Raw genomic sequence first — 13,433 nt, forward strand, 5'->3', positions numbered from 1 at the left:
GAGTGAGGAAGTAATTACAAGCTCGAAACTCCTCACTTTTATCTTACAAATGCTAAATCTCAAAAATGCCTTACATCAATGTTCGTGGTGTTGAACATTACTATGAGTGGGTGAAGCAACCATCTACTTCTTTGACTAAACCCGTAATGGTATTCGTTCACGGTTGGGCTGGTTCAGCAAGGTACTGGAACAGTACGGCAAATGCTTTATCAGACCAATTTGATTGTTTACTCTATGATATGCGTGGGTTTGGGCGTTCGGGTGGTAAACCGACGATAATTCCAGCTAGTGAATCTGTGGCTGCTTCTGAGTCTAGTCAAGAAACATCCGCAGCAATTCAAGAGTTAACTTATGAATTGGAAGAATATGCTGATGATTTAGCGGTGCTTTTAGATGAGTTGCATCTTGGGCGTGTTTATATCAATGCTCATTCAATGGGTGCGTCTGTTGCAACGTTATTTTTTAACCGCTATCCTCAACGGATAGAGCGAGGCATTTTAACTTGTAGTGGGATTTTTGAATACGATGAAAAAGCCTTTACTGCCTTTCATAAATTTGGTGGTTATGTAGTTAAATTTCGCTCCAAGTGGTTAGGTAAAATTCCATTTGTTGATCGGATGTTTATGGCGAGATTCCTACATCGTTCTATCCCCAAATCTGAACGTCAGGCTTTTTTACAAGATTTTCTCGAAGCAGATTATGATGCTGCTTTAGGTACAATTTTCACTTCGGTTAGCAAGGCACAATCTGAATTAATGCCACAAGAATTTGCTAAGTTAACCGTGCCGACTTTGCTAGTAGCTGGAGAATATGACCAGATTATTCCAGCAGCAATGGGAAAACAAGCCGCTGCAATGAATGACAAAGTTGAGTTTGCCTTAATTCCTAATACAGCGCATTTCCCAATGTTGGAAGATGTGCCGACTTACTTGCAACGGGTGCGAGAGTTTTTGCAAATTCCATCAGCCGACAAGGTTCTGAGTTGATTAAGCAGTGAGTTGTTACAAGAACTTAATATTTCTTTACTCGAAGAATACACCTTAATTTCCGACCATACAACTGCTAAACGCGAATTTAAACAACGCATTCATAAGAGCAAGTAAGGTTGTAGTTATGACTCAAGCTTTGCCTAACTAAAGTATTAACATTTGCAGAATTTGCTGCGTGGCGACCAGAAGGGGGGCGTTATGAACTGCATGATGGAGTAATTGTGGAAATGGCACAACCACTTGGAGGTCATGAAGGCATTATTGGTTTTTTAGTTGAAGAGGTTGTGCCAGAATACAAACGGTTAAAATTACCTTACTTCTTACCAAAAACTGCGCTAGTCAAACCACCCGAAAACGAATCAGGCTACTCTCCTGATATTTTGCTACTAAATCGGAAAAATCTTGTTAACGAACCACTGTGGAAAAAAGAATCAACCGTGATGGACGGTGCATCAATACCCTTAATTATTGAGATTGTTAGTACGGCAGTTGCTTCAAACCGGGGAACCCGTCCAACGCACTGCCTCACCAACTGGCGTGACGATTACCATAAAAAGTTTGCGGACTATGAAATCATTGGTGTACCTGAGTACTGGATTGTAGATTATGCCGCGTTGGGGAGACGGGAATTTATTGGTAATCCTAAAGAACCGACGATTTTTATCTGCGAACTGGTGGATGGGGAATATATCAAAAGAATGTTTCGTGGCAATGATGTGATTGTCTCGCCTTCGTTCCCTAACCTTAACTTTACTGCACAACAGGTTTTTGATGCAGCACTGACAGATGAAGAGTAATTATTAATAGTAATTTTACATATGCGAGAAAGTTGAAGAGCGATCGCTTGGTGATTTGAGTAGGAAAATAAAAAGGCGATCGCTAAAAAATTTGTATATTTCATCCAAGTAATGCTGTTTTAGCTATCCGTGTCGGTGTTGGATATTAACTCAAACCTAGTTCTCGTTTTAGTAAGTTAATTGAATTCAGTCCGATGTAATTTTCTACCTTAATTAATTTTGGTGGTCGAATAATATCTTCCGCAGCAGCTTGCACTGCTAGTTGCACTGACCGAAAACTAGCAACATCACTGATAATAAATTCAGCCCGCTTCACAATTGCCTGAAGTTTATAAGCATCTTTTGGTTGTGCAGTCATCACTAGTAGTTCATCTCCTCGTAAACCGTGGAGGATAACTTCGGCAGCACGGGCAATGCCTGTACTCAGGCTGACTATGCCTATACAATGATCTTTTGCTAAGTTTTTGACTAGATTCAGTTCTTTACTATAGTCATAGATATCTAGGGGAATAACTCTGACAGCTTTTGGCGCAGCAATTTGTTCGACTTCACCAATAAAATAGCGACTGGTAACGACTGTAGCTGAGTTAGTTTTATCCAACACCGCGGCTAATTCTTCCATTCTGATTAACTGGATGGGTATTTTCAGAGATTGCTCTAATTCGTACACCATCAGTTCCCCAGCACCAAGGTCTTGAGAAGGGACTGCAACTAGCACCTGGGCGCTACAGCGCAAACGCCAATCCATTTCGGCTAAAAATAGCTCACGCGCTTGGCTAAGGGAACAGCCTTGGGCGAGGAGTTGGTCAAGTGCTTGCTGGACAACTTTATATGCTTCAGGGTGGGCTTGGAGAATTGGTGATTGCAATTTGCTACCGCCCTCATGACCTTGAGCGCGGACATAAATTCCTGAACCAGCGAGACTTTCTACTAAGCCTTCATCTTCTAGTTGGCGATAAACTTTGCTAATTGTATTGCGGTGTAATCCAGTTTGCATTGCTAATGCCCGTGTGCTAGGCAATTTGTAAGCTGGTGGATATTGCCGAGAAGCGATCGCAAACCGGATTTGATTAAATAACTGGGTAGAAGCGGGAATTTCGCTGTCTGGCTGAATACGAAATTGAATCATTAACAAAACTCCTAAATCAAGTAACAATTAGCAACCAGCTACATTTGCTACTTGTAGTATTTTTTATTTGTAACACTCAACAAGTAAGATCCGATACAGGTCAAGTATAAAGCCATCTCATCTGGGTTTGGCCAATATCTACATATCTAAACCAACTACCGTTAATTCAGGCGGATGTTCTAGAGTAAATTGATAATATACCTCTCGTCGCTCTTGAGGTAAAATGCTTAACTCCCATTCTAAAATTCCCACTTCCCCAAGTTGAATTTGCGGTTGAATGCGAGTGAGGCGAATTTTTATTTGCTCATTGCGGCTAACGGGTAATTGTTCTGTAATTTTTAAATTAATTTCTTGATTGAGTAAGTTTGTAATTAATAGTCGATAAGCATAAGTAGTGCGACGTTGATTCACAATTATCTTTTTATCTACTTGGCGCTCAACTAAATTCCGTTCAATTTTTACACCTTCATCAATGCCTAAGTTCAAGATAAATTCTTGTCCAGGGGCAATGTTTTCTAATTTAGTTCCACCCACAAAAACATCATCTCGAAAAATATTGGCTTTCCCTGGTAATAAAGTTGCACCCTCAGAACTGTTTTTGACATGAGCTTGTAAATAAGCAAAGCTCACTAAGCGTGGCATTACCACATAATCAAAAGTACAGGGATAATCATCATGGAAAATTGTTGTTTTATGGGGTGCGCCATCACTAGGAATCTTCCCACCACCATTGAGTTTAAAGGTAACGATACTTCCAGCTTGAGAAACTGCTGCTCCCATATTTTCTGCTGTCACAAGAGCATCACTGCCTGAATCCTCTTGCTCTTGGGCAAAAATTCCCTCAGATGCAGGCATAGTCGCTATGCTAGGCAATGATGGACGAGGTAATACCCGTTGCGCTATGCGTGGACGGAGGGTGTCAATATACCAAGGTTCTGGTTTCGGTGGGAGTGTACCTAATCCTGGTTTAGCAGTTGAGAGGGTAAAAGCTACATCTAACCAGTCTTCGCCAGTATTTTGGGTTATTTCTGCCAGGTAGCTTAAATGTACTGTTTGACTTGTACGATCTACTCGCAAGTCATAAAGGGGAATCCAGCCAGCACAGTTGACAATATAGGATACTTCTAGTTCAAACTCGCCTGCGCCAGCAACTTCTACACCCACAACCAAGTTAAAACTTTCTTGGGGATGGGGTGTTTGAATGTTATGTAATTTAGCGCGGAGTGCCTGTAGTTGCTTGTCTAGTTCTTGTTGTTGGCTGTGACAATCTCCAGAGGCGATCGCATATTCACTATACTGGCTGCCCAAAAAGTTCAAAAAATCTAAAGTTTCGCTGAGGCTGAGATTTTTACGGGACAAACTTTGAGCAAATGGTTCTTCGGTTTTTTCCCGCAAGCCTTCAATAAATCTCGCCTGTAATCCTAAAGCATCGATTTGCGCTTGCAGATTGTGTTTTTCCGCTTCTATTTGTTGAATTTGGCGGGTGATTTGTGCTACTCGTTCGGCGACAGGTTCTGTAGTGTAGATGCGATCGCTACTAACTCCCAACAAGCTTACTCCGACAGTACCTCTACCGCCCACCCTAGCAGAATCAGTTTCTAGAGTCACTGGCAGTGAATTAATCACTAACTCCCTTTCCACCCCTGTTAAAGAAACTACACCTCGTCGTGTAACTAGGGCTTGATCGCTGTATACCGTCACAGCTACTACCTGGGTGGGAACTGTTTTTCTCATAGAAGGAGTTTCCGGGTTTGTCACTGCCAGCTTTCTCCCATATCAAATGAATCTGCTGGTTAATTTTGTCATGCTTCAGATGCTTCCAGACAAATAAGTTGAAGCTGAGATTTCAAAACTCAATCAACAGTACTGTAAACAGGAATTTCAGTCTGCTCAACAAAAGTCTTGGCTGCATCCAGTAGATACTCATAATAAGTCCGAGCTACGATGGATAACTGTTTACCAGCCGGATAAACCATGTACCAAGCTCGTTTAATCGGGAAGTACTGCACATCCAAAATGCTGAACTCTGAGGCATCTGAGAGCAAAGTATGGCGAGATAATACAGAAATTCCTAAACCCCCAGCGATCGCTTGCTTAATGGCTTCATTACTCCCCAATTCGAGCTTGACGTTCACTTTTATCTCGTGTTCTTCTAATAGATTCTGCACAGCGCGGCGAGTTCCTGAACCTGGTTCACGCATAATAAAAGGCTGATTATTTAGCTCGTGAATGGGGATATTTTTCTCCTTTGCTAGGGGATGAGTTACTGGGGCAAAAACTACCAAAGGGTTATCCAAAAATGGCTCACAATTAACATCTAAATGTTCTGGAACCTGACTCATAATATACAAGTCATCCAGATTCTGCATCATCCGCTCAATAATTTTCTCGTGATTTGTTACTTGCAGTGAAATATCAATTCCTGGGTAACGCTGACAAAATGGCCCTAATAAACGTGGGATAAAATATTTGGCTGTGGTGATGACTGCTAAACGTAATTGCCCTTGTTTTAGCCCTTTCAAATCAGCAACTTTCATCTCAAACTGGGCGATCGTTTCAAAAATCTGTCGACAAGTAGCAAAAAGTTCTCTACCTGCTTCCGTCAAATACAAGCGTTTCCCAACCTGCTCAAATAACGGTAAGCCTACCGATTTTGTCAATTGCTTGATTTGCATGGAAACTGTAGGCTGGGTAAGAAATAATTCCTCCGCAGCACGAGTAAAGCTACCATGTCGAGCCGCCGCCTCAAATACCTTCAACTGGTGTAGCGTCGCTTGGTTCAAAGGTGATTCTCCTCTAATAGCGATCTTTATAGATATAAAACTAGTATCACTGAACACCTGCAAATCATGGCGTATCGCTCATACGAAGTTATGAGTTTTAGTATAGATAAAAATCTATGTTCGCTATTAAAAGAAAGATATTTGACTTATAGTCCGTAAAAGTTATGATCAAAACAACAAGCGAAGCGTAAGATGCCTTCCAGCCGAAGATGAATGCTGAATACTGGATGGTGATGATAATTTTCCCACAATTCATCACTCACGATTCATAATTCATCATTCATCCTTCCATAATTCTTCGGTAACTTTTGCTGGTAACTTTGCCAAATCAGGCAACTGGAGTACCTCTAATTCAGCGACTTGCTCCTTAATATTCACTGGCATCTTAATTGGTTGCCGTTCTTCTATCCAGCAACTTGCCACAGGCAAAGTTATTTCTAATTCATCCAGTGGCCGAGGAATCACCATTACTGCATTCAATTCCCCAATCCGTTCTGCTTCATACATTCCCGCTTCTACTGCTACTGCCACATTCGCCACAGAGCCACGAATAATGGCTGTACATAAGCCCGCACCAATTTTTTCATACGCGGCTAACTGCACATCAGCAGATTTTAACATGGCATCGCAGGCTCCTACCATCGCTGGAAACCCTCGCGTTTCCACTAATCCAATAGCTAGGTTACTTAAACGGCTATAACTCCCTTCCTCCATATATTTACTTAATCTATTAGTAATTGGCAGCACTACATCTAGATTAGGAAAAGGGCGAGGAATCACCAAACTAGAAACCAATTGTCCAAACTGTTCCGCAGTTTGCACACCTGATTCTACAGCTAGGCGTACATCCGCAATTCCACCCCGAACAATTGCCGTACAGTGACCACTACCAATTTTTTCATAGCCAACTAGGTGAACCCCAGCTGATTTCAACATCATGTCAGCTGTTCCCACTATCGCTGGAAAGCTGAGGGTAGATACCAAACCCAAGGCGGTATCCTTAAAGCTATCCTGCCGACGCGACGATGCCCGAACAGTGCTAAGGGACTGTTGATTATATGTGTCCATGTGAATTCTCCAGGATACTCACAGTCAATAATGTAGATGCCCTTTGAGCAACTTTCCCGTACTCCAGAGGAAAACCCACAGGGTTGGGTAGGCTAAAGGCTGAAAGTAAAAGGCTGAAGAATAAAGGATAAGGGATGAAATTAGTTTTTTCATCCTTCATAATTCATACTTCATACTTTAGAGGACAACTAACAATTAACACTTATTCGGGCGGTTCGTCAGAAATCGGATTGTTCAAGGATTGCCTATGAGGAAATAATGTCGTTAATAGCCTGTGAATGCTTCCTTGCCCATAAATTTGAGTGCCAAAAATATCTGATGATTCGGGATTCTCTGAACTTATTTCCGATGAACTAGTACCAGTTTCATCTTGCTGGACTGGAGGCGGTTGGGCAGACGGTGTGGGCGAAGGTTGAGGAACAGAAACAGACTCGTGTTTGAACTCCAAGAAAGCCGAAACTGAGAGATTTGTTGAAGAAATAGAAATTAATTTTTCCTCACTTTCACCTAAATTATTGCTTTCTGGTTGTTGCTGTTGGGCATCAGTAGAAGCAGCATAATGAGTAGGTGGTTCTTGTGGTTGGGTGAGACTAATCTGACGACTAGGATCTCCTACCACTGAGCTGGGTGGTACTACTTTTCCCGGTTCTACAGAACAATTAAAAACTGTTGTTGCCGCACCAATACAAGCATTTGTACCAATTTTGCCTCCTCCCACCATCAAAAATCCCGCTCCCAGATTAGCGCCTGCTTCTATTTCCAGGGTTCCTTCATTAACTTGGAGAATTGACCCCATACCAATACAGACACCAGGGCCAATAATGATTTTGCTGTTGGTAGTTGCTTGGATTATCACACCCGGTGCTAGCACTGCACTGGGATGAATAGTCACATCGCCACTAATGTAAGGCTCAAAGTTATTGTGGAGGCGCAGTGGCGGCACAGACATGGAAAATTAAACCTCGGAAGATAGAAGTGCTAAGTGCTATGTTCTGAGTGCTGAGGAACCACTGCACCGCGGAGGTTACTCCCCGTTTTGGCCTTTTAGCAAGTAGCATTGCTGAGTAAAAATTTTGTTCCCAAACTTGAGTTTAGGTTCGATAACTAAACATTTTATGCTTGTAGAGACAAAATTAATCGTGTCTTTACTTAGCACGAGCTAAACGCCCCGCTACCGCTTACAGCACTTTCAACTCAGCACTACTTCTGCACTCAGCACTTTCAACTCAGCACTACTATGGACGTTGAATAATTGTTTCCAATACTCGCCGCTTGGCTTTGGAGTCAATCCCAATCAACCGCACGTATTCACCAGGATACTCAGATAAGTATCCTTCTAACGCTGCGATCGCATCTCTTTCCGATCTAGCCTCAATTTGTCCACAACTTGTCCACGAACCAGTGCGGAAACGTCTTTGGTCTACGTGTTCAGCACTAATTTTATAACCACTAGCCAGTAATTGCCGTAACTGGTCTACAACTTCCGTATTCAAGCGGTTGCTGGTAGCCGTTGCCGTTGCTGAGGTCGTATTACCTGCACTAGCGTAGGATTTTTGACCACTAGATACCGCAACTGGGCCATTTGGTCTTTGAACAATGCTTTCTAATACTCGACGTTTAGCTTTTGGGTCAATGCCAATCAAGCGCACATATTCGCCTTGATGGTTGCCAATACATTCTTCTAACGCAGCCACAACGTCATTAGTCGAACTACCTTCTATGGGCTTACAGCTTGCCCAAGAACCTGTCCGAAAACGACGCTCATCTACGTGTTCCGTACCAATTTTATAACCACCAGCCAACAGTTGACGGATTTGCTCTACAGTTTCAGCATTAATTGTGCCAATACCAGCACCGTTACTGTTACCATTGCCATTGCCATTACCGTTATAGCTACTAGTACCTGCACTCACAGGTGCTTTAAAGCTGGTGGCTGCTTTTACCACACCATCTGGGCGTTGAATAATCGTTTCTAACACCCGACGTTTACCTTTAGGGTCAATCCCAAATAAACGCACGTATTCACCACTGTGGTCTGCTAGACAGCTTTCTAACGCTGATAAAGCTTCATTCACAGATCTCGCTTCAAGGGGCTGGCAGCTAGTCCAACAACCAGTGCGGAACCGTCTTTGGTCTACGTGTTCCGTGCCAATCTTATAACCTTGCTCTAATAGATAGCGTACCTGATCTACTGTTTCTGCACCCAAGCGATTGCTTGCCACTTCACTACTCCTTTCCAACTCTAAGACCGTAACACCATTACCTGTATAAGATTTAGCTAATTCATCCCGGATGGGTGCAATACATTTGCTATCCGCAGCACAGCGATAACCAGCCCGCAGTGCTTGATTAATTCCCACTACATGATGGGCAAATTCCTCATCTTGATCTTGCACTTCTGGCAGACGGTCAGCTTGCTGCTGGCTTGTAATTATCGCTCCCGAAGGTACATATTTACCAGGGGGAATTTCTACATCTTGAATTAAAGCGTGCATCATCACGATGCACCCCGCACCCACTCTGGCATTAAATACCGTAGAGCGAAAGCCAATAAAGCAATTATCCCCTACATATGCTGGGCCATGAATCAGAGCCATGTGGGTTAGGGAAGCATTATTGCCAACCCAGACCGAGTATTCTTTGCCATCATCACCGATGACTCGGCCTTGCTCTAAACCATGAATCACTACACCATCTTGGATATTGGTCTTTTCACCGATATAAAAAGGTGTACCTTCATCCGCTCTAATCGAAGTCCCCGGAGCAACGATTACATTTGCACCTATTCGCACATCGCCAATAATATTGGAGAATGAGTGTACAAATGAGGTTTCGTGGATTTTTGGCTCAGCTAAACTGCTTGACCACGGGGTTGGGGGTGCCGCCGTGCTGCTGACTGCCATCGCGAGATTCCTCCTGAATTAAGCTTTTTGTAAATAGTCAATAGTGAGCCAGTGCGTTGCGGAGACAGCGCTGTAGGTGGCTTTGCCGACTTGAAGCAACTGTCGTCGGGTTTCCCGACTTAAAGCAACTGGCGAACCCTTGGAATTCATAGTCAATAGTCCATAGTTTACTGACTCTTGGCTCTTGACTGTTGACTATCTATATTGGTCTTTTTTACTGTAAATAAGGCGATCTTGAACATGAATAGTATCAATTATCGCCACTACTGCTGCATCTAAAGGGCGTTGTTCGTTGCCAAGAATTTGACGAGCAGCACTACCACAACTGATTAGTACCCACTCATCTACTCCCGCTCCCACCGTATCCGCTGCTACCTCGTATTGTGGCAGGATGTTTCCTTCTTCATCCACTAACTGCAACAGCAGTAGTTTCACACCCCTAAGACTTGGTTCTTTTTGAGTGCTAACTACTGTGCCACGTACTTTGGCAATTTGCATTATTTGTTATGGTCTTCTGCCGCCGAAAGGACGAATTGCGTTGACATTTTCCCGGAATTGTTCTACGTCTTCTGTATAACGAATTGGCAGTACATATTCCAAGTTTTCATGGGGACGAGCAATGATGTGAGTAGACAGCACTTGTCCACCATTGACTCGCTTAACTGATTCTACACCTGCTGCTACAGAAGCTTGCACTTCGGAAACATCACCCCGCACGATGACTGTCACCCGACCACTACCAATTTTTTCGTAACCTACTAAGGTTACACGGGCAGCTTTCACCATTGCGTCAGCAGCTTCTACTACTGCTGGAAAGCCAAGCGTTTCTACCATTCCCACTGCAATTGACATTAGTTCTTATCCTTAATTAAAGTTTTTCAACAGAGCAAAAGCAAAGCTCAAGCAACCCCGTCAGTTACTTTGTCTTCTCAGCTTTTAAGTGCGAAATTGTTCCACAGCTTCTGTGTAACGAATCGGCAATACATATTCTAAGTTTTCATGGGGACGGGCAATGATATGAGTGGAGACCACTTCACCACCATTGACTCTTCTTGCCGCTTCAATTCCGGCTGCGACTGAGGCTTGCACTTCGGAAACATCACCCCGTACAATTACGGTGACACGAGCGCTACCAATTTTTTCATATCCTACCAAAGTTACACGGGCGGCTTTCACCATCGCATCAGCAGCTTCTACTACTGCTGGAAAGCCCTTAGTCTCAATCATTCCAACTGCAATTGGCATCGCAGAAACTCCTAAAAATTTAATCCAATCAGTACGGTGGGTTGAAAATTTTGACGGGGAAGCTCATCTTGAGCTAAAAGACACTTCCAACAATAAGCATAGGAAAGGTTGGCTCCCCTGGCAATATAAATTAGTATAATAGTTTATAATAAAAAAGTTTTAAAAAACTTAATTCTTTGTCATACCGTGTTTCTGCTCCTCTTTAAGTCTACTGATTACAAGAGCAGGCGCTTATGCTTTATAATTTCTTTATTACATATACAAAACCCTGTTCATAGCCATGACTGATTCTGTCTGGCGAGGAAGATAAAACTACTGGATCTTTTACAGTTTCTATCTTTCCTCAGTTTTGTAGTATGTCAATAGGAATATCTAAAAAGCTTATAACTTTTTCAAATATATCTTATAAAACTCTCTGCTGAAAAGTAGAAATAGAAATTTACAAATGATCATAATTTAAGTAGAAGGTGGGAAATTTGAATATGTAAATTCAGTTTATTTTTTGCACTCTATTTCCGATAATTTGAGTCATAAAGACTCATGAAAAATCTAGTGGAAAACTAATTTAATAAACATTTTGAGTTTAAAAAAATCAGTACACAATTGTTTCTCAAAGGGCTAAAAAAATCAAGGCTGAGTTGTAAAGGTAAGCAAATTAAATGAATGAGTTTCTATTTTCAACAAGTTGGTGTGTGCCTTTATATAGCTTGATAGGCGCATTTTTAACTTTGCCGTGGGGGATGGGAATAATTAGCAGGACAGGGCCTAGACCAGCGGCTTATTTTAACTTGTTGACGACTGTTTTGGCTTTTGCTCATAGCTTATTTGTCTTTAAAGGTGTTTGGGACAGAGAACCAGAAAATTTACTGGTTAGCTGGTTTCAAGCTGCGGATTTAAACTTATCTTTTGCATTAGAACTCTCGCCTGTGAGTGTTGGGGCAACAGTTTTAATTACAGGATTAAGTTTGTTGGCGCAAATTTACGCCTTGGGTTATCTAGAGAAAGACTGGTCACTGGCACGCTTTTTTGCGCTACTTGGTTTTTTTGAAGCAGCATTAAGTGGTTTAGCAATTAGTGATTCTTTATTTCTCAGTTATGCTTTGTTAGAAGTCCTGACCCTTTCTACCTACTTGCTAGTAGGATTTTGGTATGCTCAACCTTTAGTGGTGACAGCAGCACGGGATGCTTTTTTGACAAAGCGTGTGGGCGACTTGTTATTGCTGATGTCTGTGGTAACGCTTTCGAGTTGGGCAGGCAGCTTGAATTTCTCTGATTTGTATGAATGGGCGCAAACAGCGAATTTAAGCCCAATGACATCAACTTTATTGGGTTTGGGATTAATTGCTGGGCCAGCAGGTAAGTGCGCGCAGTTTCCCTTGCACTTGTGGTTAGATGAAGCAATGGAAGGGCCTAATCCCGCTTCAGTGATGCGAAATTCCCTGGTGGTAGCAGGTGGTGCTTATCTACTGTACAAGCTACAACCAATATTGGCTTTGTCACCAGTAGCGTTGAATGCGTTAATCGTCATGGGTTCAATTACTGCGGTGGGTGCGACGTTAGTCTCGCTGGCGCAAATTGATATTAAACGGGCGCTTTCTCATTCCACTAGTGCATATATGGGACTAGTGTTTTTGGCGGTAGGAATGCAGCAAGGGGGTGTAGCTGTGATGTTGCTGTTAACTCATGCGATCGCCAAAGCATTATTATTTATGAGTTCAGGTTCGGTGATTTACACCACCAGCACTCAAGATTTAACAGAGATGGGTGGTTTATGGTCGCGGATGCCAGCTACTACAACCGCCTTTATTGTAGGTTCAGCCGGAATGATTACATTGCTGCCACTGGGAAGCTTTTGGGCAATGCTGTCATGGGCTGATGGTTTAGTGGCAATTAGCCCTTGGGTAATTGGCATTTTAGTGATAGTTAATGGCCTCACAGCCTTAAACTTGACAAGGGTATTCAGATTAATCTTTTGGGGTACACCACAACAAAAAACCCGCCGTTCACCGGAAGTTGGCTGGCAGATGGCATTTCCAATGGTGACGCTGACCGTCCTGACCTTACTGTTACCCCTCATGCTTCAGCAATGGTACTTACTACCAGATAGAAGCAGTATTAACTGGTACGTGGTAGGCATATTATTGACCTCAACGGTCCTAGGAGTCGGGATAGGTTCGACAATGTACCTCCATAAAGCTTGGTCAAGATCCAGAATTTTGGTATGGCGATTTTTGCAGGATTTGCTTGGCTATGATTTTTACATAGACCGCATCTATCGATTGACAGTAGTTGGAGCAGTAGCATTCCTGTCTAGGATATCTGCTTGGAGCGATCGCTATCTAGTTGATGGCCTAGTAAACTTGGTGGGGATTTTCACCATTCTCGGTGGGCAAAGCTTAAGGTATAGCATTTCTGGCCAGTCCCAAGGCTATATGTTTACCATCCTCCTCGTTATCAGCGCCCTAGGTTTCTTCATTAGCTGGTCATTAGGACTGCTCAATCACTTGCATTTTTAAAGT

At 42.7% G+C, this 13,433-nt stretch carries 12 protein-coding genes and 1 pseudogene; 3 read left to right on the top strand and 10 right to left on the bottom strand.

The window, feature by feature from the left end:
* The first annotated feature begins 65 nt into the window (after nt 1–65).
* A complete protein-coding gene (locus IQ244_RS11655) occupies nt 66–986 on the top strand; it encodes an alpha/beta fold hydrolase (protein ID WP_193893885.1) in 921 nt (306 codons plus the stop codon).
* Between the two features lie 143 nt (nt 987–1,129).
* Nucleotides 1,130–1,786, top strand: a pseudogene (locus tag IQ244_RS11660) (Uma2 family endonuclease); the annotation flags it as partial.
* 145 nt (nt 1,787–1,931) lie between these two features.
* Here IQ244_RS11660 and IQ244_RS11665 read toward each other — a convergent pair.
* From IQ244_RS11665 to IQ244_RS11705, 10 genes are all read right to left on the bottom strand, one after another.
* Nucleotides 1,932–2,915 carry a GntR family transcriptional regulator gene (locus IQ244_RS11665; RefSeq protein WP_193893888.1) on the bottom strand — a complete coding sequence of 328 codons (984 nt, stop codon included), beginning with the start codon at nt 2,913–2,915 and terminating at the stop codon, nt 1,932–1,934.
* 138 nt (nt 2,916–3,053) lie between these two features.
* The gene (locus IQ244_RS11670; RefSeq protein WP_193893891.1) at nt 3,054–4,673 is read right to left on the bottom strand and encodes a mucoidy inhibitor MuiA family protein; all 1,620 of its coding nucleotides are present in this window, start codon (nt 4,671–4,673) and stop codon (nt 3,054–3,056) included.
* A 95-nt stretch (nt 4,674–4,768) separates the two neighbouring features.
* Nucleotides 4,769–5,698 (bottom strand): LysR family transcriptional regulator, encoded by a 930-nt coding sequence (locus tag IQ244_RS11675; protein ID WP_193893894.1) that lies wholly within the window; start codon nt 5,696–5,698, stop codon nt 4,769–4,771.
* Between the two features lie 276 nt (nt 5,699–5,974).
* Complete coding sequence (locus IQ244_RS11680) at nt 5,975–6,766, bottom strand: BMC domain-containing protein (protein ID WP_193893897.1); 792 nt, start codon at nt 6,764–6,766, stop codon at nt 5,975–5,977.
* A 202-nt stretch (nt 6,767–6,968) separates the two neighbouring features.
* Nucleotides 6,969–7,715 (bottom strand): transferase, encoded by a 747-nt coding sequence (locus IQ244_RS11685; RefSeq protein WP_193893900.1) that lies wholly within the window; start codon nt 7,713–7,715, stop codon nt 6,969–6,971.
* Between the two features lie 286 nt (nt 7,716–8,001).
* Entirely contained in the window at nt 8,002–9,669 is a 1,668-nt protein-coding gene (locus IQ244_RS11690; protein ID WP_193893903.1) for a ribulose bisphosphate carboxylase small subunit, read from the bottom strand.
* Between the two features lie 18 nt (nt 9,670–9,687).
* Nucleotides 9,688–9,819 (bottom strand): hypothetical protein, encoded by a 132-nt coding sequence (locus tag IQ244_RS32980; RefSeq protein WP_265578930.1) that lies wholly within the window; start codon nt 9,817–9,819, stop codon nt 9,688–9,690.
* Between the two features lie 45 nt (nt 9,820–9,864).
* Nucleotides 9,865–10,167 carry a EutN/CcmL family microcompartment protein gene (locus tag IQ244_RS11695; RefSeq protein WP_193893906.1) on the bottom strand — a complete coding sequence of 101 codons (303 nt, stop codon included), beginning with the start codon at nt 10,165–10,167 and terminating at the stop codon, nt 9,865–9,867.
* Between the two features lie 6 nt (nt 10,168–10,173).
* A complete protein-coding gene (locus IQ244_RS11700) occupies nt 10,174–10,521 on the bottom strand; it encodes a carbon dioxide-concentrating mechanism protein CcmK (RefSeq protein ID WP_015111750.1) in 348 nt (115 codons plus the stop codon).
* Nucleotides 10,522–10,605: 84 nt separating this feature from the next.
* Nucleotides 10,606–10,914 carry a carbon dioxide-concentrating mechanism protein CcmK gene (locus IQ244_RS11705; RefSeq protein ID WP_010995042.1) on the bottom strand — a complete coding sequence of 103 codons (309 nt, stop codon included), beginning with the start codon at nt 10,912–10,914 and terminating at the stop codon, nt 10,606–10,608.
* A gap of 659 nt (nt 10,915–11,573) precedes the next feature.
* Between IQ244_RS11705 and IQ244_RS11710 the strand changes: the two genes are divergently transcribed.
* A complete protein-coding gene (locus IQ244_RS11710; protein ID WP_193893909.1) occupies nt 11,574–13,430 on the top strand; it encodes an NAD(P)H-quinone oxidoreductase subunit F in 1,857 nt (618 codons plus the stop codon).
* Nucleotides 13,431–13,433: the final 3 nt, after the last annotated feature.

Origin of the sequence: Nostoc sp. LEGE 06077 (genome assembly GCF_015207705.1) — a bacterium.
Classification (GTDB): Bacteria; Cyanobacteriota; Cyanobacteriia; order Cyanobacteriales; family Nostocaceae; genus Nostoc_B.